The sequence below is a fragment of the Paenibacillus dauci genome, assembly GCF_000971985.1.
In the GTDB taxonomy this organism is placed as follows: Bacteria; Bacillota; Bacilli; order Paenibacillales; family Paenibacillaceae; genus Saccharibacillus; species Saccharibacillus dauci.
In genome coordinates, this window is the sequence record NZ_KQ040803.1 from 548 (window position 1) to 25,343 (window position 24,796).

Consider the following 24,796-nt stretch of genomic DNA (forward strand, 5'->3'; position numbering starts at 1 on the left):
GACATGCCTGCACGCAGGAGATCGCGGGTTCAAATCCCGTCGGTTCCGCCATTTTTAGTATCCACTCACTACTTGTAATTGTAAAGTGACTTAGAGTAGACGAGTCGACACGCAGCAATACAGTAAGCTACGGCTCGGTAGCTCAGTCGGTAGAGCAGAGGACTGAAAATCCTCGTGTCGGCGGTTCGATTCCGTCCCGAGCCACCATTTAATTTAATAGTTTTATGCCGGTGTAGCTCAGTTGGTAGAGCAACTGACTTGTAATCAGTAGGTCGGGGGTTCAAATCCTCTCGCCGGCACCATTGTGGAGGCTTAGCGAAGTGGCCAAACGCAGCAGACTGTAAATCTGTTCTCTCCGAGTTCGGTGGTTCGAATCCATCAGCCTCCACCAGTTATAGGGGCATAGTTTAAAGGTAGAACAACGGTCTCCAAAACCGTTGGTGTGGGTTCAATTCCTGCTGCCCCTGCCAATTTATCTCTTTAATATAATTTATAGCATGGCGGTCGTGGCGAAGGGGTTAACGCATCGGACTGTGAATCCGACATTCGCGGGTTCAATTCCCGTCGATCGCCCTTTTATTTTTTTGATATTGGGGATTAGCCAAGCGGTAAGGCAACGGACTTTGACTCCGTCACGCATAGGTTCGAATCCTATATCCCCAGCCATTTTTATCAATGAGCGGACGTGGCTCAGCGGTAGAGCATCGCCTTGCCAAGGCGAGGGTCGCGGGTTCGATTCCCGTCGTCCGCTCCAATAAATTTCATATGGCGCCATAGCCAAGTGGTAAGGCACAGCTCTGCAAAAGCTTTATCCCCAGTTCGAATCTGGGTGGCGCCTCCAGTATTTTTTATTTTGAGCGCCCTTAGCTCAGCTGGATAGAGCGTTTGACTACGAATCAAAAGGTCAGGAGTTCGAATCTCTTAGGGCGCGTTTCCAGTCAGGAAGTGAAAAGCCTGGTATAACTACTTTAATAGTAGATATACTAGGCTTTTTTCGCTTTTCTTTTAAATAAGTTAATAGGATAGCTAATGCTTAACAATGAATACTATTTAATTTCTTTATTTTTTGTTTTTATAACTTCTGCATCTCGATTGATTCATACTATTTGATATCACTTCTATCACTTCTATCACTTCTATCACTTCTATCACTTCTATCACTTCTATCACTTCTATCACTTCTATCACTTCGCATTACTGCCTATCTATTCTTTTATTATTCCCATTTTGTTAGTTCATTGTTTCTGAATTATTAATTCTATATGATTGCTTATTAACTGTATTTCTTTAGATAACTCATATTGCTATTTGTGCTGCCTATTCTTTTAAAATGTTTGTTTTCTCTCTTTGAGCTGCATTTATTGCATAGTTGGCTACACGGTCCAGAAGAAGCCCCGACTTAGGTCTAGTATAAAATACCATCCCCAGACCATTTCCGCTGATGGATTGCTCCGTTAGAATGTAACTATAAGGCGATGAGCTACATGTTCGCCTGGCAGAACGGCAGGAACATACTTTATCTGCTACTGCTCAATCGAATATCGTATGGTAGTCAACGGATTAGGAATAAAACATTAATGATCATGGCAATCTTTTAATGAGAAGGAGGTGAATGGAATGAATATCAATCGTAAAAGTATCGCAGCGGTAAGTTTGATCGCAGTAGGTATTCTGATGGTATTCGGCAAGTTCTTCCCTGTAGTACATAATCTGATGGGAGAACTCGTTGGGTTGCTGATTCCGGTAGTGCTGCTGATCCTCGGTTACTATGCTCTTCAAAGCGGAAGAAAAGTATTGGGAATTATACTCAGCATTATTGGTGCATGTATCCTTTTTGCAAAGTTGTCCTTCCTTATTGGTCCTATCCTGGGAATAGCATTGGTGATCTGGGGAATAACACTTTTGAAAAATCGTCGTCAAACGTACTAATTCAGCGCTAAATTCGCTTCCGTATTCAGGCGAATGGGTAAGTTGCTAATAAAGCCTAAAACACTTTACGATAAATAGTAAATACGCTGTCATTTTGTTGATAGAGTGAATATAGGTGGTTTTGCAGAAGGCGGTTCAAGTTTCTGAATGTTATGCTTAGAAATGATGTCGATCTGCAGTTGCAGTAGATGGTTGGATTGAGTATGTAAAGGAGGGAGCATAAATACGATGAACATGTTTAAACGTATACGGGATATTACCGTGGCTACTTTAAATGAAAAGCTGGAACAAAGTCAGGATCCGGTAAGACTGATAGATCAGTTCCTATTGGATACGCGTCAGGAAATTACAGAAGCCGAGAAACTATACAATAGTATAGCCCAGCATACTCGCCAGCTTCATCAGCAGGTAGAGAAAGCATCCTCAATGCGCAAAAAGCGTGAGGAACAAGCTATGCTGGCTCTCAAAGCGGAAGAAGAAGATTTGGCTCGTATGGCTCTGCAGGAAAAAGTCATGTACGAAGAAAAGGAAACACAATATACCGATTTGCTGAACAAAAACAAAGAATCTCTCAGCGAAATTGAATATCAACTGAATACGCTGAAATCAGAGTACCAGGCAGTCTACAGCAAACGTGAGTATTATTATGCACGTATGGAGACGTTGCGTCTGCAGCAGCAGATGAATCGCCGTTTTGGAGGCTCGGGCCAGAATAATCCGCCTTCTTTTGGACGTCTTGAAGATCGGATCTCGGATTGGGAAATGGAAGCAAAAGCCATGCGGGATGTTCGGCAGATGGATCATTACCCTTCGGGTACCAGCAGCACTGATCTTGATGAAGAGCTGGAGCGTCTGAGACGTAAATTGGATGATGAACGGAAGGAGGGCTAATCGATGCGGCCAAAGTTATATCGTTCCGCACATGACCGGATTCTCACTGGTTTGACTGGCGGACTGGCACAGTACTTTCAGATTAACCCTACGCTGCTCAGAGTATTATTTATTCTCAGCATTCCGTTTACCGGGGCTGCTTCAATCCTGATCTATCTGGTAGCTATATTCATCGTACCTAAAGAACCACCAATGTATCGACCATTTGAGTATGGTCCTTACGATCAGCAGCCAGAAGACCGTTATGGTCCAGGTCATACGTACGGCGGGTACTGGGGCACTTCCCAGAATGCCTATGAGCCCAATATGTATGATGCTCCTCATAAAACCAATTCAAGGGATTTTGGCAAGAATCGTCCACCTTATGAACAGCCGGATCCTGTCGGCCGTAAAAAAGCTGATCTGGATTCCATGATGGAAGATATCGAGAAAAAAGCACTTCGTAAAGAAGTTGAAGAATTACGTAAAAAAATTGCTCAAATCGAGAAGGGAGAACAATAACATGGGAGTATTTAAAAGATTGAAAGATATGACAAAGGCATCGGTGAATGAATTACTGGATAAGGTGGAAGATCCAATTGTTATGCTGAACCAGTATCTGCGCGATATGGAAGCTGAGATTCATCAGGCTGAGGTAACTGTAGCCAAACAAATGGCAAACGAGCGTCGTATGAAACAACGTGTTGAAGAAGCAGGTCGTATGGCTGTACAACGTGAGAGCCAGGCAACAGCAGCCCTCAAAAATGGACAGGAAGAAGTAGCTCGCAAGCTGCTGGAAGAAAAAATCTATTTCGATCAAAAATATACAGAGTATGGTGATATGCATGCACAAGCCAAAGGTCAGGTATCCGATCTGATGCAGCAGCTGCATGAAATGAAGGACGAGTTCTACAAAATGCGCAACAAGCGTAATGAATTGGTATCCCGTGCTCAAATGGCCAAAGCCAAAAAACAAATGTCTCAAATGAGTTCCGTCAACTCTATTGATAAAGGCGGCGCTTCTCTCGGATTCAGCCGTATGGAAGAAAAAATTATGCAGCTGGAAGCAGAAGCAGATGTAATGCGTGTTCCTTACAGTTCCGGATATAACACTCCGTACATTAGTGCAGAGCAGGCAGAAAAGCAAATGAAAGTAGATGAGCAGCTTAATCTGCTGAAAAATAAATTATCCGGGTCTTCTGCTCCAAAAACGATCGAATCCAGTGCAACGCCGGCGGATGAAAATTCACGTCATTAATAGGTAATAGCGTAGCGCAGCAAAGATAGTAAGCAAAGCTATTAAATCAAGCGGTACTGCGTTAGAGATCGGAAGCCAGGAATAAAAGTAACAAGATCAAACAAAGATATACAGTTAGTCGGCAAGCGAATAATATGATATGCTAGGAAAAGCTAAGCCATACAGCGTGTGTGTCATGCATGCCGTATGGCTTTTCCACTAATTATTGGCGGTAAAGGAGGTGTGACATGAGTAGAAAAAGAGAAGCTTTTGCTGTAATACTAATTGGTATTGGGATGCTCGTTCTGCTGGGACCTTATGTCGGATTTTTTACTATTGTCGCCCTTCTTTTGCTGCTAATCGGCGTAATTGCTCTTCGGCATGGAAAGATGCGCAAAGGATATATTTGTCTGGGAACCGGATCGGGATTACTGCTGCTGGATCATCTGGCACTGGTGCTGGGTATAGGATTGATTTCGCTTGGTATCTTTTATGTACGTGCCAATAAAGCACATGGTGGACAAAAGTATTTTTCCCAACAGAACTTTATCAAAACAGTGCAGTATAATCGTGATCCTTGGATGATGCGCAGTATCAGCTCCTGGCATGCGATTGGTGATATTGATTGTGATCTGTCGCTGGCTATGGCGGAAGAGCCGGATACAGTGCTTTATTTCCATGGGCTGATTGGCGATCTTGATTTTACGATTCCGGAGGAGTATGGTGTGGAGATTGAAGCTCATTTGTTATTTGGGCAAATCGGATTCAATCCCGAACATTCTATGGGAATGGAGCGTCGTCAGGGTGTGCTCAACCGGGTACAGTGGAAATCGGCCAACTATATGAATAGTACGCAGCGGGTAAAACTGGTCATTTTCTATGTAGCGGGTGATTTAAATATTCGTTTATCGGCTTGAGATAACGCGATAATTGAAATTTATATTTAGCATACCGATTATTAGGCAAAATGTAGGTCACTCTGCACACGGGTAGGCCACCTACACACTATGCGTTACTGTATAAAATATAGATCAAAGTTGGTTCCAATTGGTTTTGGAGTAGGGAATCAACGGGTGACCGTATGAGCGAGCATGTACAAAACATAGATTGCTGGACAGGATTCAGTAATGTCATGACGGAATGGAGGCTTGACGCATGAAAGATAAAAAGTCTGCAGACATCATCGTCCGCAGTATGAGTGAAGGAGTGCTGCTGGCAGTCCTTTTATTAATCGTGGTAGTCTATGTGCTCTATACGTCTGGCCATTTGGTTATGGATTACACCTGGGAGTCAATGTTACGTACCGGTGTAGCTCTCTGTATACCGGTCATCACTGTAGGTGTCTTATACGGGCTGTATCAGGCACTGCGTCTGAAAATGCGGCTTGGCAAGCTGCGTGATACGCTGCTGATGTGGGAAAAAGGAAGCTGGTCCCAATCAGCTCCCGAATGGGGCAGCGATGAATGGGCACGTCTGGGCGAGCAAATGGACCGAATCGGCAAAAAATGGGGCGATCAAATCTCCAGCCTTCAGCGTCTATCCACCAATAATGCACAGCTGGCGGAGCAGGCCCGAGTATCTGCTATCATCGAGGAGAGACAGCGACTGGCACGTGAACTGCATGACGCAGTATCCCAGCAGCTGTTTGCGATATCCATGACGGCTACGGCGGTAGGACGGACATTTGATAAGGACCTGCAGCGGGCCAAACGTCAGGTTGAACTGATCGAGGAAATGTCTTCGGTGGCCCAATCGGAAATGAGAGCGCTGTTGCTGCATCTGCGTCCGGTTTATTTGGAAGGCAAACGGTTATATGAAGGAATACAGGAACTTGTACAAGAGCTGCAGGCCAAAATTCCGATGGAAATTGCACTGGAGATGGATGAGGATCTGCGTCTGCTCAAAGGCGTCGAAAATCATTTGTTCCGTATTGTACAGGAAGCGCTCTCGAACACTCTGCGTCATGCCAAAGCTAGCCGAATGGAGATCAAAATTGTCCAAAAAGCGGATTCGGTACGTGTTACGTTGCGGGACGACGGGATCGGCTTCGAACTCGATGATACCAAACAAACTTCGTATGGCTTGTCTACCATGAGGGAACGGATTAATGAGATTGGTGGGACGATTCAATATATTACGGCTCCGGGTAAAGGGACACGAATCGAAATTGTGGTGCCGATCGTGACTTTGAATACAGAAGAAAGCGGGTGGACCTAATAAGATGGATAATAGTGAATTGATTAAAGTGCTGCTGGTAGATGATCATGAAATGGTGCGGATTGGCCTGGCTGCTGTACTGGATACAGAAGACGGTATTGAAGTCGTAGGGGAAGCAAGCAATGGAACAGATGGCATCAGATTGGCACAAGAATATAACCCTGATGTAGTACTGATGGATCTAGTGATGGATGGGATGGATGGCATAGAGGCTACCCGTCGTGTACTGGAAATCAATCCCCAGTGTAAGGTGATTGTACTGACCAGTTATCTGGATGATGAGAAAATGTACCCGGTGATCGAAGCCGGTGCTTTTAGCTATTTGTTAAAAACATCACGTGCCAGTGAAATTGCGGATGCGATTCGTGCAGCCGCCCGAGGACAGTCTGTGCTGGAATCCCAGGTTGCTTCCAAAATGATGAGCCGCTTCCGTGCACCGGCTGAGCGTGCTCTGCATGAGCAGCTTACAGAGCGGGAGATGGATGTACTACGCCTGCTGGCTCAGGGTAAATCCAATCAGGATATTGCAGACGAGCTTATTATCGGTATCAAAACAGTCAAATTCCATGTGACCAATCTGCTGGCCAAGTTAGGTGTGGAAGATCGTACCCAGGCTGCTATTTATGCCTACAAAAACGGTCTGGCTGAATAACGACCTCGAGCGAATAGGATAATAAATAGATATAGAACATCATTTATCAGATTTAGTTGTGGAGGCTATAAGTACTTTTTATGTGTGGTTAGATGGCAGTAATCCGGGTAATTATGGTAAAATACGTTTGCCTGAAGGTGTATCCTTTGAGGGCGTATGAAGCATCATGAGCATCATTCTGCACAAGTGATTTTTGTACAGCACCTGTATACGGTAAAACAAAAATTTACATAGAAAGTGGAGGAGCCATGACAGATAACCCAATCGTTGAAACATTGCAGGCCCCAAGTGCAGTATTTTTCATTTTCGGAGCGACTGGTGATCTGGCCAGTCGCAAACTATTTCCCGCAATCTACAGCTTGTACCGTGAAGGAAAGCTGGCCGAAGATTTTGCGGTTATTGGCGTAGCACGACGTCCGCGTACGAATGAGGAATTCCGTGATAACGTGCATGAATCGATCGATGAGTTCTGCCGTTACAAGATCCAGCCTGGTGAAGACTGGAATAAATTTGCGCAGCATTTTGAATATAAATCCCTGGATATTAATAACGTCGATGGGTTCCGTGAACTGCGTGAGCAGACGGAAGGACTAGAGCAAAAGTTCAGCATTCCTGGAAATCGATTGTTCTTCCTCGCACTCGCACCAGAGCTATTTGGCAGTGTATCGCTGAATCTGCGTGAAGGCGGTATGATGGATGGACAAGGATGGAACCGTCTTGTAATTGAAAAGCCATTTGGTTATGATCTGGAATCGGCACGCAAGCTGAATACCGAACTGGCACAGGTATTTGCAGAGGATGAGATTTTCCGGATTGACCATTATCTGGGCAAGGAAATGGTTCAGAATATCGAAGTCATTCGATTCGGTAACGCCTTTTTCGAGCCGCTGTGGAATAATCAGCATATCGCCAATGTGCAGATAACCCTCAGTGAAACAGTTGGTGTCGAAGAGCGTGGAGGCTATTATGATCACTCGGGTGCACTGCGGGATATGGGCCAGAACCATATGCTTCAGATGCTGGCTATGATCGCGATGGAACCACCAAGTCGGCTGCTGCCTGAAGATATCCATGATGAGAAAGTCAAAGTATTGCGTTCCCTGCGACCTTATCTAACTGCAGAAGAAGTCGATAAAAACGTCGTTCGCGCGCAGTATGCGGCAGGCTCGGCCAAAGGCAAGGAACTGCCGGGTTACCGCGAGGAAGAAAAAGTTGATCCGGAATCGAATACGGAAACGTATTTCTCGGCACGGGTATTCGTAGATAATTTCCGCTGGGCCGGTGTGCCTTTCTATATTCGTACAGGCAAGCGCCTGCCGGTAAAAACAACAGAGATTATTGTTGAATTCAAGCGTACGCCGACCAATGTATATCTGGGACAACGTCATAACCTGGAGCCGAATCTGCTGGTCATCCGGGTAAATCCGATGGAAGGCATTTATATCAAAATTAATGCCAAAAAACCGGGTTCCGATTCGGAAATCCAGCCGCTCGCGATGGAATTCTGCCAAAGCTGCATGATTGGCATCAACTCGCCTGAAGCATATGAGCGTCTGCTGGAAGATGCGGCACAAGGGGATTCGACCTACTTTACCCGCTGGGATGAAGTGGCTGCAGCTTGGAGCTTTATTGATCATATCGACCAGGCCTGGAAACAGCATCCATCTGATGTGAAGTCCTATCCAGCGGGTTCATGGGGACCGGATGAGACGCATGAGTTGCTGCAGCAAGATGGATTCCACTGGTGGCCGGTTAACGGTCAGGATGAAGATGACGTGATCTGGCAGGCTAACAGCCGCTAAAAGGCTAACGATCACTACGAACCAGCAAAAAATGATTTTCCAGATGATACAGGAAAAATGAAAGACAAAGTCATTGCCCGGTTCGATATAGAACAAGACATGACAAGTAAAGATTATTAAGAGATGTATAGACACTTTACTTGCAATACCCTACAATAAAAGAAGCGCTTTTTATCGAATAAACACTCTTATGTTAGCATGACATAAGAGTGTTTTTGCTGTGGATATGCTACAATAAGTACAGTCTATTCAAGTGATGAAGGGAAAATGATAATGAGTAAAATGATAGATAAAGAACTGCAACAGGAAGTCGACAAACGTAGAACGTTTGCGATTATTTCTCACCCGGATGCGGGTAAAACAACTCTGACGGAAAAGCTGCTGCTATTCGGTGGTGCGATTCGTCTGGCGGGAACCGTCAAAGCACGTAAAGCAAGCAAACACGCCACCAGTGACTGGATGGAAATTGAGAAACAGCGTGGTATCTCGGTTACTTCTTCCGTGATGCAATTTGATTATAATGGTCACCGCATCAATATTCTGGATACACCGGGTCACCAGGATTTCAGTGAAGACACCTATCGTACGCTGACTGCAGCGGATGCGGCAGTCATGCTGATTGACGTAGCCAAAGGGGTCGAGGCACAGACGATCAAACTGTTCAAAGTATGTGCACAGCGCGGAATTCCTATTTTCACATTTATTAATAAATTGGACCGTGAAGGACGCAGTCCATTTGATCTGATGGAAGAGCTGGAGCAGGTGCTGGGTATTCGCTCGGTACCGATGAACTGGCCAATTGGTATGGGACGTGAATTGTGCGGTGTATATGACCGTATGAAAAATCAGGTCGAGCTGTTCCAGGGAGATGATCATTCCACAATCGAAGTACGTAAAGTGGAAGATTACCGCGATCCTATTATCAAGGAGATGGCAGGCGAATTCCTGTATGATCAACTGGGTCAGGATGTTGAACTGCTGGATGTGGCGGGCGATCCATTTGATTACGATAAAGTACTCAAAGGCGAGCTGACTCCTATTTTCTTCGGTAGTGCGATCAATAACTTTGGACTGCAGACGTTCCTGGAGAACTTCCTCGAACTCGCACCAAAACCGGAACCACGCCGCAGTACAGAAGGTATGATCGAGCCGACGAACGAGAAGTTCAGTGGTTATGTATTTAAAATCCAGGCGAATATGAATCCTGCACACCGTGACCGGATTGCTTTCCTGCGTATTGTCTCCGGAAAATTCGAACGCGGAATGAGCGTCAAGCATGTACGCGTCGGCAAAGACATCAAGCTGGCTCAGCCGCAGCAGTTCCTCGCACAGGATCGGGATATTGTACAAACAGCGTATCCAGGCGATATTATCGGTTTGTTCGATCCGGGCATTTTCCGTATCGGGGATTCACTGAGTGAAGGTAGCAGCATTGTCTTCGACGAGCTGCCGACGTTCTCTCCAGAGATCTTCGCCAAAGTAACTGCCAAAAATGCGCTGAAATACAAGCAGTATCAGAAGGGTATTGATCAGCTGACGGAGGAAGGTACCATTCAGGTATTTAATACGGTTAGCTTCGACGATACAATTCTGGGTGTGGTAGGACAGCTGCAGTTTGAAGTATTCGAATACCGGATGAGAAATGAGTACGGCGTGGAGGTACAGCTTCAGCGCATGCCGTTCCAGTTTGCACGCTGGATTGTAGCCGAGAATCTGGACCCGTCCAAATTCCGCATCAACTCTACTCTGGTCAAAGACAAAAAAGGAAATCATGTCGTGCTGTTCGAGAATGAGTACGCGATGCGTACCGCGATAGAGAAAAATCCGGATGCACAATTCCTGCAGACCGCTCCATAAGTTAATCATTTGCTGAAATAAGTTGAATATGCAGATTGCTGAATACAGAAGAAGTTCCTGTATGGCAATCTGCATTTATTTATAACATTCAAAGTACAGATTGGAACCATAATCCGTATATAAAGCGGTATAAGGAATATTGATACGCTTACTTTAATGAATAGGCTGGAGGTACATTATGGCTAGAAGGCAGTATGCAGTTATTGGAATCGGTCGGTTTGGTTCCAGTATTGCCAAAACATTGAGTGAAATGGGATTTGACGTACTGGCGATCGATTCGGACGAACATCGTGTGCAGGAAGTCTCCCATATTGCAACACAGGCTGTTGTCGCTGATTCGACCGATGAAGAAGCACTGCGGGCACTGGGACTTCGTAACTTTGACGTGGTTGTTGTGGCGATTGGTGAAGATATCCAAGCGAGCATTCTGACGACGCTCATTCTGAAAGAAATGGAAATTCCGATGATTCTCGTCAAAGCTCAGAATGAACTACATGGTAAAGTAGTGCAGCGGATTGGTGCAGACAAAGTCATTTTCCCTGAGCGGGATATGGGGGTGCGTGTCGCCCATCATCTGACATCACCAAATGTACTGGACTATATTGAGCTCTCCAATGATTACAGTATCGTCGAGATGAGAGCAACGGATTCGATGGTTGGGCATAACCTGATTGAATTGAACATCCGGGCACGCTACAGTTGCAATGTCATGGCGATCAAGCGTAACAATCATATGAACATTGCTCCAGCACCAGAAGAACGGCTCAAAGCGGATGACATACTGGTTATTGTCGGTCAAAAGCATGATTTGATTAAAATGGAAATGGATCTGGAAAACTAATGGAAATTTTATCGACACAAAATGCACGTGTAAAAGAATGGGCCCAATTGCTGGAAAAAAAGCATCGGGATAAGCAGGAGAAGTTTATTATTGAAGGCATTCATCTGGTGAGCGAAGCACTGCGCAGTGACTGGGATATCCAGTATATTGTCTATGATACGGAAAAAGGAATACCTGCCGAACTGCAAACCGATATTGCTTCGTACTCAGGTGGTGCGCAGTATGTCGCTGTCTCAGAAGCTGTTCTGGCCAAATGTACGGATACTCGCACACCACAGCCGGTCTTTGCGATTGTGTATAAGCGTAATGCGCTGCTGCAATCCATTGTAACAGCACCGAAAGGCATTGTTATTGTACTGGATGGCGTACAGGACCCGGGCAATGTAGGAACGATTATCCGTAGTGCTGATGCTTCGGGTGCCGCAGGTGTCGTACTTGGACAGGGCTGCGCCGATCTGTACAATCCCAAAACGATCCGTTCCACGATGGGATCGCTGTTTCATCTGCCGGTGCTGGAAGGTAATCTGCAGGAGATTCTGCCTGCGGCCAAAGAGCAGGGTGCTGTGCTGCTGAGCACTTCATTACAGGCAGAGAAATCGTGTTACACGTATGACTTTAGCGGTGGTGCCTGGATCGTAATTGGTAATGAGGGTAAAGGCATCTCGGAGTCCACAGCAGCAATGGTTGATGAACATATTCTGATCCCGATGCAAGGGCAGGCAGAATCGCTGAATGCGGCGATGGCATCGACAATTTTGCTGTTTGAAGCGATGCGTCAGCGGGGAGTCTAAATTATAACTACTGCGAGAATTGTATAACGATGCCGAGAATCGGGATTATACACGGATCTCATGGTATAGTAAACAAGTGATGAATACTGAATAACAATGATAAAATGTCCTTTATACAAAAACACCGCAGATCCATGATTTTTACTGGTTCTGCGGTGTTTTTATATTTAATATTTTTGCGTGTATTGTGTATTCCATTTGGTTGCTGAATGGGTTATATCAAGTCCATGCCATTCGTTAACAATACCTGCGATCAGCTTATTATTTACCAATTATTATCACTTACTGCTGACGCTGACGACGTACCAGTACAATAAAGCTCAGTGCCGCCAGCACTTCTGCGCCGAAGATGACCAGACTCATCGGTACAGCTGTCAAGCCGCTGCCCAGACCGACCAGCGGAGAAGCTGCGCCACCAAGCAGCAATGGCAGCAGGCCAAGTAGAGCCGATGCGCTGCCTGCCGAATTTCCCTGGCTCTGCATGGCAAGGGAAGTAGAAGTGGCGCCTACCGAACCCACGCACGATACGACCAGGAACAGCATCACAGCAATCGGAATCAAGCCGCCGCCTGCGATAGCGATAACAAGCAGCAGCAGTGCAGCGGTAAAAGCAATAACCAGACTGATTCGTAGCAGTCGCAATTCACCATATTTACCGGATAGTCGCCCAGCCAGCTGAGCGAAAATAACAATTCCTACACCATTAATCGCAAAAAACAGGCTGAATCCCTGAGCAGAAACACCGAAAATATCCTGCACAACAAAAGGCGATCCTGCTATGTAGGCGAACATGGCTGCGGTAATAAATGCCTGCGACAGAGCAAACCCGATAAAAGCACGATCCCGGATCAGTCGACCGAAAGTGCGCAGTGTCGTACCTAATCCTCCGGTAACTTTGCGTTCCTGGGAAAGGGTCTCCGGCAGTCCAAACAGTACCATAACGAACATGATTGCACCAATTGCAGCGAGTACAACAAACACACCCTGCCATGGCACAAACTTGAGTAAAAGTCCTCCAATGATCGGTGCAGCGATCGGGGCAACCCCATTAATCAGCATCAATAAGGAGAAGAAACGGGTTAATTCGTGACCTGAGTACAGATCGCGTACAACCGCCCGAGAAATCACGATACCCGCGGCGCCTGTTACCCCTTGTACAAAGCGGAGCAAGATCAGCATCCAGATGTTGCCGGTTAGCGCACAGAGCAGGGACGATACGGCATACAGCACAAGCGAGATGATCAGTGGTGTACGGCGGCCTTTGACATCACTGAGCGGTCCTACAATCAGCTGTCCCAGCGCCAGACCAAGCAGACAAGCAGTCAGACTGAGCTGCGCGAGCGAGGCGTTGGTCTGCAAGTGATCAGCCAGTGTAGGTAATGCTGGCAGATACATATCGATCGATAATGGAGCAAAAGCCGATAACGAGCCCAGAATAAGAGCAATCCAGAGCCGCCGCGATTTTGTTAGGCTGGCCGAGGTTAACGGTTCGGAGGGTGCAGATTTTGACATAATACAGTAATCGTCCTTTCTAAAAACAATTCATTGTCTATACAACAACTTTTAGTGTATACGATCCGAAGGAATGAAGAAAGCAAAGATTTCAGCTGCATGGATTTCGTGTTATAATGTATCCCAATGATCAATAAATCCTGAAAGACAATACAACTTGAGGAAGGTAGGTCAAACATCTTGTCTACAAAAGCTAAGCAACCGAAGCCCGAATGGATCAAAATCAAGATGACCAACAACGAAAACTATCAGGAAATCAAGAGCATGATGCGCTCCAAAACATTGCATACGGTGTGTGAAGAAGCACGCTGCCCGAACATTTATGAGTGCTGGGCCAACCGTACTGCCACGTTTATGATACTGGGAGATATTTGTACACGTGCTTGCCGTTTTTGCGCTGTCAATACGGGAATGCCAACGGAGCTTGATTTGCAAGAGCCAGAACGGGTAGCGGAAGCCGCTGAGAAGATGGGCCTGAATCATTGTGTTATTACGAGTGTGGCCCGCGATGATCTAAAAGATGGAGGCGCAACCATTTTCGCGGAAACGATCCGTGCGATGCGCAAGCGTCTTCCACTATGTAGTGTGGAAGTGCTGATTCCTGATTTTATGGGAGATATTGATTCCCTCAAAATCGTAATGGATGCCAAGCCGGATATTCTTAATCATAATATCGAGACTGTGGAACGCATGTCTGACCGTGTCAGAGCGAGAGCGAAATATCCACGGTCCATGGAACTGCTGCGCAATTCCAAACAACTTCAACCAGACATCCCGACCAAATCCAGCATTATGCTGGGTGTAGGTGAAGAGTGGGATGAGATTCTACAAGCAATGGATGATCTTCGTGCGGTAGATTGCGATATTCTGACATTGGGTCAGTATTTGCAGCCAAGTCCCAAGCATTTGAACGTGGCCAAATACTATACTCCAGACGAATTCGCAATTCTCAAAGAAGAAGGACTCAAACGCGGATTCAGTCATGTGGAATCCGGTCCGCTGGTCCGCAGTTCTTACCATGCGCATGAACAGGTGAAATCCGCATCCAAGTCGAAGGAAGCTTCGACCGTTTAATTGCTGAAAGGCGGGGAAAACTTGATTCAGATTGGTGGCAAAACTTACGAGCTCATCAAAGAACACCGGGACGGATGGAATGTGGAAGTATTCCGTGACCGCTATAGTGAAGTACTTGATCGGTATGATTATATTTTGGGCGACTGGGGATACAACCAGCTGCGTCTCAAAGGATTTTACCGTGATGGTCATCCGAAGGCAGGCAAGGATACATCACTGTCCAGTCTAACCGAATATATTAATGAATACTGCAATTTTGGATGTGCCTATTTTGTACTCCAAAAGGTAAAAGATACCGGCAATCCGCCGAAATCTACTGCCGAAGAGGACAAAGCCGAAAAACCGGATAGACCGTCCAGAGGACATGGCTCACGCAAAGAACGACAGGACAAGAACAACAAAACCGATAAAACAGCATCAGCTGATAAAGGCTCCAGATCCAAAGGTAATGGAGGTTCCAAACCCGCGGCAGAGACCAAAGTCTCTTCGCAGCAGCCGGCAGCCGAAACAAAATCGGTGGCACAGCCAGTGGGAGAACGCAAATCTTCATCGCAACAGACTGCGCCAGAGACAAGACCAGAAGTACAACCTGTGCCTGTAGTGGAGAACAAAGTTGCGGTGCAGCCTACAGTCGAGGTCAAACCAACCGTAGAACAGCCAGCGGTAAAGAATCCAGATTCATCGCCGCAGCCAGCAACCCAAGCGATAACACCGGCAGGAGAGACCAAAATGTCATCCCCACTGCCTGAAGAACCCAATCGCACTACAGACACCGAGAATCATCAGGAAGCTTCATCTTCGCAGCGATCCGAATAACGGATAGCTAGAAGAAGGCAGAATCCAGAGAATCATCTGATTACTGCTGATTTCTTGAGGCTGTACAGATTGCAGTTTGTCGACGATACGATAGGCTGAGCCTGAATACGATTGATATTTTCTACAAATGAATAGCATATCAGATAGAATATACAAAAAGCTGACTTCGTTTAGGAAGTCAGCTTTTTGGCGTGTCTGTCTAATAGTAGTTGTACAATGCAAAGTCATATAAAGTACAGAAACACAAAGTATCTTTTTACTGCTATATGGCAGTTTACGATAAATCAGCCCAGGAAAGATTGTCTCACCCGGTTCCAGAATGGATACGGACGATATCTGGCAAAGCTAACACGTACTTTGGAAACCTGACAGCGAATCGAAATCAGATCGTCAATCGACAGATTCAGATGATCGATGGTTAGCTGCAAACGCTGCGGCTTACGGGAATGAATATCGCAGTGATGGTGCTTGGGCAGCATCATGGATGAGCCGAGTGTACGGTAGACACGGTTGTTGATCGAAGCAATCTCGGCAATCTGCAGCGCTTCGATAGTCGGATGTACCATGGCTCCACCAAGCGCTTTGTTATAGGCAGTACTACCCGATGGCGTGGAGATGCAGATTCCATCGCCACGGAACATTTCAAAAATCTCGTCATTGATATCGACCTGGGCAACCACGGTTGTACCGTCTACACCTTTCAGTGTAAATTCGTTGAGAGCCGTGTAATGGGAAGTGCCGCTCTTGGTCGTGATCTCCAGATCGACCAGTGGATATTTGACGATCTTGGGATGATGTTCCATGCTGTCACTGGATTCACCAGCCATGAATTTCACCAGTTCTTCCAGCTCATCGGCCTTCCAATCTGCATAGAATCCCAGATGACCGGTGTGAATACCGACAAAGGCCAGGTCGGGAATATGATCGATAAACGTATGAAAAGCGTGCAGCATCGTACCGTCTCCGCCGATAGAGACGACAATTTCAGGTGATTCCGCATCGAGTTCAAAACCGTACTTGGCAGCCAGCTTATGGAATCGTTCACTAAGTTCAATGGATAATTGGTCTCCGCGATCAAGTACATAGTATCTCAAGTTATGGAAGCTCCTTTGTCCAGTATGGTTAACCTACTCACTTTTGATGATAATCAATTCTTACAGGGAACACAATGTTTTACTGAATAATTAACAGGAAAACGATATAGTTACGCAGACGAAATATAAACGCAACAATATATCGTTTTGTAAAGAGTCTGTAATCTAATTGTTAAAGTAAACGCTTACAAAATAGGTCCTATTTGAGTAGAGGTATGGTAAAATAAAGACAAGAATAACACATTATCCACCGTCGGAAGTCAATATAACTTTGAGAAACGGAGTGATCAAGATGAGTGTGAGTATTATATCTGGTCTTGTCGTGTGTGCGTTCGTGTATGTCATCCGATCCTCTTTTGTACAGCCTGGTGAAGAAGACGGAAGCATGTACTAATTATTTCGACACTTTAATCTAACTTAATTTCTACTCATATATCCACTTTCGCCGCCAAGGCGTAAAAGGGCAGGAGCGCTAAATTAACCTTTAGCGTTCTTTTTTATTGCAAAATGATCCTAAAATGGATCGGCATTCGGTTAAATTATGCTGCTTCATTCAAGTACACATTCAACTATGTTATAATTTTGGCAATGACGCATGGAAAGTTGGCGATTCACTGTGAAATTTGATCGATCTATTTATGAGCTGCTTGGCGGAGATGAAGGTCTTCGTAGTCTGGTTGAAGCATTTTATCCAAAGGTTCAGCGTGATCCATTGATTGGTCCTTTATTTCCGGAAAATATCGATCCGGTAATGGAAAAGCAGTATATGTTCCTGTCACAGTTTTTTGGAGGTCCACCTCTGTTCTCCGAAAAGCATGGTCATCCGATGATGAGAGCCAGACATATGCCATTTCCGATTACACATGAGAAAGCCGATGCCTGGCTGGCCTGCATGAACGAAGCATTGACTGATATTGGTGTAGAAGACGAGCTGCGTGTCTTTATCATTGACCGCCTGTCCGGACCAGCGCACCATTTTGTAAATACAAATTAATTTTGGGGGAAGATGGATTAGATGGGGGAGTCTGTAGAGTTAGAACCGCTATATCAGATAACGGTAAATTGTCCGCAATGTGAAGAGGACTTTAAAACAAGTCGTGTACGTCCAAGCATGAAACGGGCTACACGGCGGGATTCTGATTTTTGTGCTTATTACCAGCATGAGAATCCTGATTTCTATGTGGTACGGATCTGTCCGCATTGTGGATTTGCATCCACGGAGAATTCACTTGCCAAACTAAACGGTGATCAGAAACAAAAATATATGAGTCAGATTGGCAGCCGCGTTGCCAAGCGGGATATGGGAGGACATCGGACAGCAGAACAGGCACTCGAAGCCTACAAGCTCGCTCTGATGTGTGCACAAACGATAGGGGATCGTGAGCGCATCGTCGCCAGTTTCCTGCATCATATTGCCTGGTTGTATCGTTATAAAGGGGAATCAGAGCAGGAACTGCGCTTTATCCGGTATTGTCTGGAATCGTATATTCGTGTATTCGAGCTGGAGAGTGTCAGCGGCAGTGATGCGAAGCTGATGTATCTGATCGGAGAGCTGCACCGCCGTCTGGGTGAGTTTAATGATGCGGTAAAATGGTTCTCGCGCGTTATTAATGATCAGCGTATTACCGATTCGGCGATGATCCGTGCTTCACGTGAGCAGTGGGTGGTACTGCGTGAACAGATGCTGTCCAAAAATATCGATTTGCCGGAAGAAATGCAGCAATAAGATTTATAGTATGACCCAGGATAGACAAAAGGAGCCTTCATGCAGAGAGGCTCCTTTTTGATGGATAAAATACATGGAATTGTTCCCCAAAATAATACATGGAGAGGCTATACAACTATTATCAGCAGTCTACAATCATCTGTACTGCGTGTACTGCGTGTACTGCGTGTACTGCGTGTACTGCGTGTACTGCGTGTACTGCGTGTACTGCGTGTACTGCGTGTACTGCGTGTACTGCGTGTACTGCGTGTACTGCGTGTACTGTGTGTACTGCGTCTCGCTTAACGCAGTACGGTATCAGTCAACAGATAGTCGGAATCGCTGTCCAGCAGGGTAACCCGGTTGCTGCAGCAGGGAAAGACCAACAGCTTCTTTTTGCCATTATGAATCGTCGCCAGCTCCTTGGGACGGATCGGCAGCAGTACATTATTGGTATGGCAAAAAGGACATTCCTGAATATATACATCATTCATTACAATATCGTAAGGCCAGGCCTGATTAAATGGAATCATTATTCATTGCCGCCCTTTTGCTCATCTTTGGCCAGTTCGGCCAGCTTTTGCATCAGGATGTGCTGTGGCATATGCATGAGCTGCTCCAGAGGAACATTAAGCTTCTCGGCCAGTTTGACAGCCGTATCCGCAGAAATCTGTAGTGGTCGCATCTAAGCTCCCTCCTCATTACAAAATAGTGTTGAATTAGAGTATACTATAGTTATACCCTCTTGGCGATGATGAAGCATGATCCGCCCAAGGGAAGACCGTGAGTAGCATAAAGTAGAGGAATTACGCTCACTGGCATTGTTGCAATCCATAATTAACCACTGGTCATATTCTTACTTCTGTCTGCATGCAGACCTACACAGAAAGGTGATGTCAACATGAACCATCCGCTGAATCCAACTTGGAATCTGGAACCCATTTTTGCAGGAGGCTCTACTTCCGAACAATTACAAGTATTTCTGGGCAAACTGACGCAGGATATCGACCGGTTGACGTCCGAGCTAAAGCAGCTGTCGGCTCCGCAGCAGGTAGAAGAGACACAGCCATTTGATACGCTGCTGGAGCAGCTGCAGGATACAAGAATACGCCTGCGCGAAGCAGGATCATTTGCCAGCTGTCTGACCGCTCAGGATCAGGGTGACAAGCAGGCTACCCGTCTATCGGCAGCATTGTCCGATCTGTCGGCGAATCTGCAGGCTCTGTTCGTACAGTTCCAGAGTGTTCTGCTGGATACCCCGGATGAAGTATTTGCCGACTGGATGAAGCGTCCAGAGGTAGCACCGATTGCCTTTTACTTGAATGAAATCCGTTCAGTCGCCGGGGAGAAAATGTCGCCTGAACTGGAAAGTCTGGCTTTGGGACTGGCTGTAGATGGTTATCATGGCTGGAGTGACTTCTACGATACGATTGTCAGCCATGTGCGTATTCCTTTTGAACAAAATGGCGAGACCGTTATGCTCTCGGCAGGTCAGGCAGCGAACAAAATGAGCGACCCGGATCGCAACTTGCGCGAAGAAATGTTCCAGAAATGGGAAGACGCATGGACTGGTGTAGAAGACTTTTGTGCGGATACACTGAATCATATTGGCGGTTTCCGTCTGAAGCTGTATGATCGCCGCGGCTGGGACAACGTACTCAAAGAACCGCTTGCCATTAACCGGATGTCCGAGCAGACCCTCAATACAATGTGGGACGTTATCGTCAAAAACAAACCTGTGTTTGTCTCCTATCTGGAGCGCAAGGCAGAGGTACTGGGTGTAGAGCGGCTCAGCTGGAATGATGTAGATGCACCGATCGGAAATGTCGACAGCAAAGTAAGCTATGATGATGCGGCTGATCTGATTGTAGAACAGTTCCGTAAGTTCAATCCGGAGATGGCAGATTTCGCTACCCAGGCGTTTGAGAAACGCTGGATTGAAGCGGAAGATCGCGCCGGCAAGCGTCCGGGCGGTTTCTGTACCTCTTTGCCATTGAGCAAAGAGACACGCATTTTCATGACTTACAGCGGGACAGCCTCCAATGTATCGACACTTGCTCATGAATTGGGTCATGGATATCATCAGCATGTGATGAATGATCTGCCTGCTTTCAGTCAGCAGTATGCGATGAACGTTGCCGAGACGGCATCGACTTTTGCCGAGATGATCGTAGCGGATTCACTCGTTAAAGAAGCCAAAACCGAGGAAGAAAAACTGTCTTTGCTGGAAGACAAAATCCAGCGCAGTATTGCATTCTTTATGAATATACATGCCCGCTTCCTGTTCGAGACACGCTTCTATGAGCAGCGCCGCTCGGGTATGGTAGGCAGTGAAGAGTTAAGCCGCCTGATGGAAGAAGCGCAGCGTGAAGCCTTCTGCGATACGCTGGCGTCGTATCATCCGCATTTCTGGGCATCCAAGTTGCATTTCTACAAAACAGGTGTGCCTTTCTATAATTTCCCTTATACATTCGGCTATCTGTTCAGTACAGGAATCTACGCGCTGGCTCAGCGGGAAGGTGCCGGATTTGCCGCTAAGTATGATGCACTGCTGCAGGATACCGGCCGTATGACGGTGGAAGAGCTGGCGCAGAAGCATCTGGGTGTCGATCTGACACAGCCTGAATTCTGGCAGGGAGCAGTCGATGTCGGTATTGCGGATGTGAAGCTGTTCCTGGAAATGACCGCTTCTTATGCTCGTTCCTGATAGAATATAAGTTTTAAGAATTAATGATATATGGCAGCTCCTTTTATTTCTGCAAACGAAATAAAAGGAGCTTTTTATGTTAAATGCTGCTGGACACACCGTAATAAAATCTTCGCTGACTTCCAATGTTCAAAAGAATCTATCAGAATAAGGTCACTTAGTAGTTAAAGGAATTTTATGTCGAATAATGGTTCTTAATACCTAAATATGAAAATATGGCTTGATAGATCCGAATGACCGACATATAATGAGTCTTAAGTCCTGATTTTACAGGACAAAAAGAGGGAAGAAGGGGAAGAAATGCCTAAGAATGATCTGGTTTCTCTAGCGAGACAACTTGATATTGTCTTTAAAGAGCTTGAAAAAGAACTATCCTGTCTGGATTCGGGAACGGTATTTATCCAAATCCGTAATAACATGATTGGGAAGTTCGGTATCAAGCATAATCCGATCGCCGGTAGAGATGGAGAGTGGAGTTGTCCAGAACATGGTCTGAGTGCAATTCAGATCAAATCGTTTCGACAAATGGCAATTGAATCGCTAAAATTCAAAAATCATTGGACGCATGGGGAAATCGGCTATGAATTTGCAGTACGCAAAGGGCTGATTGCGGTCGATACGGTAATTGAATCCAACTACAACATGGCTAACCACATGATTCGCTATCCTAGAGCTACATACAGCGATACCAACGCAGAATTATCGTAGGTTTTGGGAGAAATGATCGTCAAGCAGCAAGGTATAGTTTGAGTTGCACGATGTAACAAGAAGCAAGAAACAAAAGTAGAGCCACTGGATCGGAACAGGCATCATGTTTACTGCCATTATACGTTTATTTTATATTTTATTGGCTCGTTTGAGCCGCATACCCGATGTACTGGAATCGAACAATGGCAAAAAGGGCTTCCCGATGGGAGGCCCTTTTTATTTGATATTCATTATAAAAGTGTAAATTTCTCGATAACATCCAGCTGCAGACTCAGTTCTACCGGTTCGCCCGGATGGAGTTCGATCAATCCGGTAAACTGCTGTGGATGTGATGAATTTGGAGCATCCGGCAGACTGGTATACGGCTCGATGCAGAGAAATTGATCGCTTTCGCCCTTGGTATACAATACCCAGTATTTGAAATAATCCGGATCAGCCGAATAACGCAGACCGTAGCCATCATCACGTTTCAGCTCTGCACTAACCGGACGTTTGTCACCGATTCGCAGCAGATTGTCCCAGTTGCGGTTTGCCATATTCATGCCGGTATTTAGCTCTTCCCATTCGTCCAGCGGTACGACTTCACCTGTTGGAATCTGCTCTTCGTCCTGAAGCAGCTGATCGCTGACCGGAATCTTGAGCGTCCAGCGCTCGGGTTCGCCATCCAGCAGGAACCAGGTATGCAGTCCAAAACCAAATGGAGCCGAATGCTCGCCCAGATTGGTAATTTTGAGGCGCTGCATCAGTGAAGTGCCTTGCAGCTGCAAGGTCATTTCAAGCTTGAGCGGTGTCGGATATTGTCTGATCCAGTTGGGATCATCCGTAGTCAGCAGTTCGGTAACAATCTGGCAGCCGGCATCGTTCTCGTCAATATCGGATACACGCCATGGCTGAGTACGATGCAGGCCGTGGATATGATTATCATTGGCAGTATTCTGATCAAACTGATACTCCACACCATCATACTCAAAGTGCCCGCGGCGAATCCGGCCGGGCGGCATCAGCATGGGCATACCAAAGTGATAAGGCTTTTGTAAATAAAAATCCAGATCGCTTTCTTCTGGACGGCGAAGAATGTCACGATTCTCCTGTAGGTCACGAATACCGATAACATTGTTGCCTAGCTTGGGCAGCAGAGTGACTTCAAGCTGCTTGCTTTTTAAAATGTACGTATCATAATTGTTCCAGGTTCCTTTGGTCACTTTCATTGTGCTGCTCCTTCCTGATCTTTCAGAACAAATGGGAGTGAGAATAATACAGTTATCATACCAGATTTTACGGATAAAAAGCGATTTGACATTTACGGATTTGGGAATTATGATGAGTGCAAGATACTGGGAATACGATGATAGAGAATAGTAGGCAGAAGAATGCTTCTCCAGAAAGCCGGTGGTAGATGCGAACCGGTGAAGATGGTCTGCTGAATGGACTCTGGAGTGCCTGGCTGAAATGGACCTCTGTGGAGGCATCCGGATTAGGCTGGCCGGTTGGTTCACCGTTAACGGAACCTGTATGAGGCCGGACTCTGTCTGTGCTGCGGAACCAGGATATAGTACTGCAGCCAAGTGATACCGGTAAATGAGGGTGGCACCACGGTCACACGTCCCTTGCTGGATGTGTGGCCTTTTTGCGTTCCATTTTACAGGCAAAGTATCCTGAGTGGAGCAGAGTATAAGCTGCAAACAGCTCATCTGGCAAATCCAGCAGATGCATCATGTCCGATCTGTCTCTGTACTTATTCCCATGCATCATCAACTTGAGGAGGAACACCAATGAAAACTGTATTATCCGGCATTCAGCCAAGCGGTCTATTGACGATCGGTAACTATATCGGGGCAATCAAAAACTTTGTAGAGCTGCAAAATGAATATAACTGCTACTTTATGGTAGTGGATTTGCATGCCATCACTGTGGCACAGGACCCTGCAGCACTGCGGGAAGCATCCGAATCGGTCGCAGCTCTGTATCTGGCGGCAGGACTGGACCCATCCAAAGCGAATATTTTCCTGCAGTCTCATGTTCCACAGCATGCAGAACTCGGATGGATTATGACGACACTGGCTTCTATGGGCGAGCTGGAGCGTATGACCCAGTTCAAGGACAAGTCGGCAGGCAAAGAAAATGTAGGTGCAGGACTGTTCGTCTATCCGGCACTGATGGCAGCGGATATTCTGATGTACAATGCCGACGTGGTACCGGTTGGTGATGACCAGAAGCAGCATTTGGAGCTGACTCGCGATCTGGCAGCACGTTTCAACCATCGATTCGGTGAATTCTTTACTTTGCCGGAGCCTTATATTCCGGAAGTGGGCGCACGCATCATGTCACTGGATGACGGTACGAAAAAAATGAGCAAGAGCAACCCGAATACCGGCAGCTATATCGCCCTGCTCGATCCGCCAAGTGTAATTCGCAAAAAAATCAGCCGTGCAACAACAGATTCCGGCCGTGAAGTGCAGTATGATCCAGCAAACAAGCCGGAAGTCAGCAATCTGATGACGATTTATTCCCAGTTCTCGGGATTATCTCTGGCTGAGGTGGCGGATAAATTTGAAGGACAGATGTATGGAACATTCAAAAAAGATCTGGCTGAAGTGGTAGTAGCCGGATTGGAGCCGCTGCAGCAGCGGTATCAGGAGATTCGTCAAACGGGTGAGGTCCGTGATATTCTCCGCCAGGGTGCCGAAAATGCACAGGCCGCAGCGGAGAAAATTCTGACCGGAGTAAAAGACAAGATGGGATTCCTGCCTAAAGGATTCTGATTCAGGCCGGATGATTGCTGCTGCGGCGTTCCCGCTTGGCTTTGATTACAAAGCCCCAGCCGATATTGGCGACGCCCAGTACGCCTAGCAGTACTGCGAGCCACGCAGAATGAGAGATCGCAATAGCACAAAACAGCAGCAGCATAATCGAAGAAACAGCAAACCAGAGGGAAAGACCTTTACTCATAGGGATAACAGCCTCCTGAAAAAATAGAATATAGA

The 24,796-nt window shown here is 46.2% G+C and carries 25 protein-coding genes, 9 tRNA genes and 1 other annotated feature; of the genes, 28 read left to right on the forward strand and 6 right to left on the reverse strand.

Annotation, left to right across the window (positions count from 1 at the left end):
• The first annotated feature begins 131 nt into the window (after positions 1 to 131).
• The 20 genes from WH46_RS07185 (at position 132) to WH46_RS07280 (ending at position 12,196) form a co-directional block, all read left to right on the forward strand.
• Positions 132 to 207, forward strand: a tRNA-Phe gene (locus WH46_RS07185).
• A gap of 19 nt (positions 208 to 226) precedes the next feature.
• A tRNA-Thr gene (locus WH46_RS07190) sits at positions 227 to 302 on the forward strand.
• Between the two features lie 4 nt (positions 303 to 306).
• Positions 307 to 391 (forward strand) — tRNA-Tyr (locus WH46_RS07195).
• Positions 392 to 396: 5 nt separating this feature from the next.
• A tRNA-Trp gene (locus WH46_RS07200) sits at positions 397 to 470 on the forward strand.
• A 30-nt stretch (positions 471 to 500) separates the two neighbouring features.
• Positions 501 to 573 (forward strand) — tRNA-His (locus tag WH46_RS07205).
• A gap of 18 nt (positions 574 to 591) precedes the next feature.
• Positions 592 to 666 (forward strand) — tRNA-Gln (locus tag WH46_RS07210).
• A gap of 13 nt (positions 667 to 679) precedes the next feature.
• Positions 680 to 754 (forward strand) — tRNA-Gly (locus WH46_RS07215).
• Between the two features lie 13 nt (positions 755 to 767).
• Positions 768 to 841 (forward strand) — tRNA-Cys (locus tag WH46_RS07220).
• Between the two features lie 16 nt (positions 842 to 857).
• Positions 858 to 931: transfer RNA gene (locus WH46_RS07225), tRNA-Arg, on the forward strand.
• Positions 932 to 1,617: 686 nt separating this feature from the next.
• Complete coding sequence (locus WH46_RS07230; protein WP_017815556.1) at positions 1,618 to 1,929, forward strand: LiaF transmembrane domain-containing protein; 312 nt, start codon at positions 1,618 to 1,620, stop codon at positions 1,927 to 1,929.
• Positions 1,930 to 2,157: 228 nt separating this feature from the next.
• Positions 2,158 to 2,820: a PspA/IM30 family protein gene (locus WH46_RS07235; protein WP_017815557.1), complete on the forward strand. Its 663-nt coding sequence runs from the start codon at positions 2,158 to 2,160 to the stop codon at positions 2,818 to 2,820.
• Positions 2,821 to 2,823: 3 nt separating this feature from the next.
• On the forward strand, positions 2,824 to 3,321 hold the full coding sequence (locus WH46_RS07240; RefSeq protein WP_017815558.1) for a PspC domain-containing protein: 498 nt from the start codon (positions 2,824 to 2,826) through the stop codon (positions 3,319 to 3,321).
• A 1-nt stretch (position 3,322) separates the two neighbouring features.
• Positions 3,323 to 4,057 carry a PspA/IM30 family protein gene (locus WH46_RS07245; protein ID WP_017815559.1) on the forward strand — a complete coding sequence of 245 codons (735 nt, stop codon included), beginning with the start codon at positions 3,323 to 3,325 and terminating at the stop codon, positions 4,055 to 4,057.
• A gap of 227 nt (positions 4,058 to 4,284) precedes the next feature.
• Positions 4,285 to 4,953 (forward strand): cell wall-active antibiotics response protein LiaF, encoded by a 669-nt coding sequence (gene liaF / locus WH46_RS07250; RefSeq protein ID WP_046226235.1) that lies wholly within the window; start codon positions 4,285 to 4,287, stop codon positions 4,951 to 4,953.
• 238 nt (positions 4,954 to 5,191) lie between these two features.
• Positions 5,192 to 6,253 (forward strand): sensor histidine kinase, encoded by a 1,062-nt coding sequence (locus WH46_RS07255; RefSeq protein WP_046226236.1) that lies wholly within the window; start codon positions 5,192 to 5,194, stop codon positions 6,251 to 6,253.
• Between the two features lie 4 nt (positions 6,254 to 6,257).
• A complete protein-coding gene (locus WH46_RS07260; protein ID WP_017815562.1) occupies positions 6,258 to 6,905 on the forward strand; it encodes a response regulator in 648 nt (215 codons plus the stop codon).
• Positions 6,906 to 7,153: 248 nt separating this feature from the next.
• A complete protein-coding gene (gene zwf / locus WH46_RS07265; RefSeq protein ID WP_046226237.1) occupies positions 7,154 to 8,707 on the forward strand; it encodes a glucose-6-phosphate dehydrogenase in 1,554 nt (517 codons plus the stop codon).
• Between the two features lie 273 nt (positions 8,708 to 8,980).
• A complete protein-coding gene (locus tag WH46_RS07270) occupies positions 8,981 to 10,564 on the forward strand; it encodes a peptide chain release factor 3 (protein ID WP_017815564.1) in 1,584 nt (527 codons plus the stop codon).
• 178 nt (positions 10,565 to 10,742) lie between these two features.
• Entirely contained in the window at positions 10,743 to 11,405 is a 663-nt protein-coding gene (locus WH46_RS07275) for a potassium channel family protein (RefSeq protein WP_017815565.1), read from the forward strand.
• The gene (locus tag WH46_RS07280; RefSeq protein WP_046226238.1) at positions 11,405 to 12,196 is read left to right on the forward strand and encodes a TrmH family RNA methyltransferase; all 792 of its coding nucleotides are present in this window, start codon (positions 11,405 to 11,407) and stop codon (positions 12,194 to 12,196) included. The genes WH46_RS07275 and WH46_RS07280 overlap by 1 nt, the downstream gene beginning before the upstream one ends.
• A 282-nt stretch (positions 12,197 to 12,478) precedes the next feature.
• Here the strand turns inward: WH46_RS07280 and WH46_RS07285 are convergent, their stop codons facing one another.
• Complete coding sequence (locus tag WH46_RS07285) at positions 12,479 to 13,708, reverse strand: multidrug effflux MFS transporter (RefSeq protein ID WP_046226239.1); 1,230 nt, start codon at positions 13,706 to 13,708, stop codon at positions 12,479 to 12,481.
• Positions 13,709 to 13,888: 180 nt separating this feature from the next.
• Between WH46_RS07285 and lipA the strand changes: the two genes are divergently transcribed.
• A complete protein-coding gene (gene lipA, locus WH46_RS07290) occupies positions 13,889 to 14,782 on the forward strand; it encodes a lipoyl synthase (RefSeq protein ID WP_017815568.1) in 894 nt (297 codons plus the stop codon).
• Positions 14,783 to 14,803: 21 nt separating this feature from the next.
• The gene (locus tag WH46_RS23805) at positions 14,804 to 15,598 is read left to right on the forward strand and encodes a YutD family protein (RefSeq protein ID WP_082208338.1); all 795 of its coding nucleotides are present in this window, start codon (positions 14,804 to 14,806) and stop codon (positions 15,596 to 15,598) included.
• A gap of 284 nt (positions 15,599 to 15,882) precedes the next feature.
• Here the strand turns inward: WH46_RS23805 and WH46_RS07300 are convergent, their stop codons facing one another.
• Positions 15,883 to 16,692, reverse strand: a complete 810-nt coding sequence (locus WH46_RS07300) for an NAD kinase (protein ID WP_017815570.1) — start codon at positions 16,690 to 16,692, stop codon at positions 15,883 to 15,885.
• 595 nt (positions 16,693 to 17,287) lie between these two features.
• Between WH46_RS07300 and WH46_RS07305 the strand changes: the two genes are divergently transcribed.
• From WH46_RS07305 to WH46_RS07315, 3 genes are read left to right on the forward strand one after another with little or no spacing between them, the layout of a single operon-like run.
• On the forward strand, positions 17,288 to 17,686 hold the full coding sequence (locus WH46_RS07305; protein WP_046226240.1) for a globin domain-containing protein: 399 nt from the start codon (positions 17,288 to 17,290) through the stop codon (positions 17,684 to 17,686).
• 21 nt (positions 17,687 to 17,707) lie between these two features.
• Complete coding sequence (locus WH46_RS07310) at positions 17,708 to 18,418, forward strand: DUF2225 domain-containing protein (protein WP_026136412.1); 711 nt, start codon at positions 17,708 to 17,710, stop codon at positions 18,416 to 18,418.
• 57 nt (positions 18,419 to 18,475) lie between these two features.
• Positions 18,476 to 18,703: a hypothetical protein gene (locus tag WH46_RS07315; RefSeq protein ID WP_156172231.1), complete on the forward strand. Its 228-nt coding sequence runs from the start codon at positions 18,476 to 18,478 to the stop codon at positions 18,701 to 18,703.
• On the opposite strand, the gene WH46_RS07320 is transcribed toward WH46_RS07315, so the two are convergent.
• Together WH46_RS07320 and WH46_RS23640 are read right to left on the reverse strand one after the other, a co-directional pair.
• Positions 18,700 to 18,930 (reverse strand): hypothetical protein, encoded by a 231-nt coding sequence (locus tag WH46_RS07320; RefSeq protein WP_017815574.1) that lies wholly within the window; start codon positions 18,928 to 18,930, stop codon positions 18,700 to 18,702. The genes WH46_RS07315 and WH46_RS07320 overlap by 4 nt on opposite strands.
• Positions 18,930 to 19,082 carry a YycC family protein gene (locus tag WH46_RS23640; RefSeq protein ID WP_017815575.1) on the reverse strand — a complete coding sequence of 51 codons (153 nt, stop codon included), beginning with the start codon at positions 19,080 to 19,082 and terminating at the stop codon, positions 18,930 to 18,932. Before WH46_RS23640 ends, WH46_RS07320 begins: the two co-directional genes overlap by 1 nt.
• A gap of 216 nt (positions 19,083 to 19,298) precedes the next feature.
• Between WH46_RS23640 and WH46_RS07325 the strand changes: the two genes are divergently transcribed.
• Together WH46_RS07325 and WH46_RS07330 are read left to right on the forward strand one after the other, a co-directional pair.
• Entirely contained in the window at positions 19,299 to 21,104 is a 1,806-nt protein-coding gene (locus tag WH46_RS07325; protein ID WP_046226242.1) for a M3 family oligoendopeptidase, read from the forward strand.
• Between the two features lie 300 nt (positions 21,105 to 21,404).
• A complete protein-coding gene (locus WH46_RS07330; RefSeq protein ID WP_046226243.1) occupies positions 21,405 to 21,812 on the forward strand; it encodes a hypothetical protein in 408 nt (135 codons plus the stop codon).
• Positions 21,813 to 22,042: 230 nt separating this feature from the next.
• Here the strand turns inward: WH46_RS07330 and WH46_RS07335 are convergent, their stop codons facing one another.
• Complete coding sequence (locus WH46_RS07335) at positions 22,043 to 23,020, reverse strand: aldose 1-epimerase (protein ID WP_017815578.1); 978 nt, start codon at positions 23,018 to 23,020, stop codon at positions 22,043 to 22,045.
• Positions 23,021 to 23,148: 128 nt separating this feature from the next.
• Positions 23,149 to 23,423: a binding site (T-box leader), on the forward strand.
• A 161-nt stretch (positions 23,424 to 23,584) separates the two neighbouring features.
• Here WH46_RS07335 and trpS point away from each other — a divergent pair.
• Positions 23,585 to 24,574, forward strand: coding sequence for a tryptophan--tRNA ligase (gene trpS, locus WH46_RS07340; protein ID WP_017815581.1), 990 nt, complete (start codon positions 23,585 to 23,587; stop codon positions 24,572 to 24,574).
• 1 nt (position 24,575) lies between these two features.
• Here the strand turns inward: trpS and WH46_RS07345 are convergent, their stop codons facing one another.
• The gene (locus tag WH46_RS07345) at positions 24,576 to 24,761 is read right to left on the reverse strand and encodes a hypothetical protein (protein ID WP_017815582.1); all 186 of its coding nucleotides are present in this window, start codon (positions 24,759 to 24,761) and stop codon (positions 24,576 to 24,578) included.
• Positions 24,762 to 24,796 lie beyond the last annotated feature (35 nt).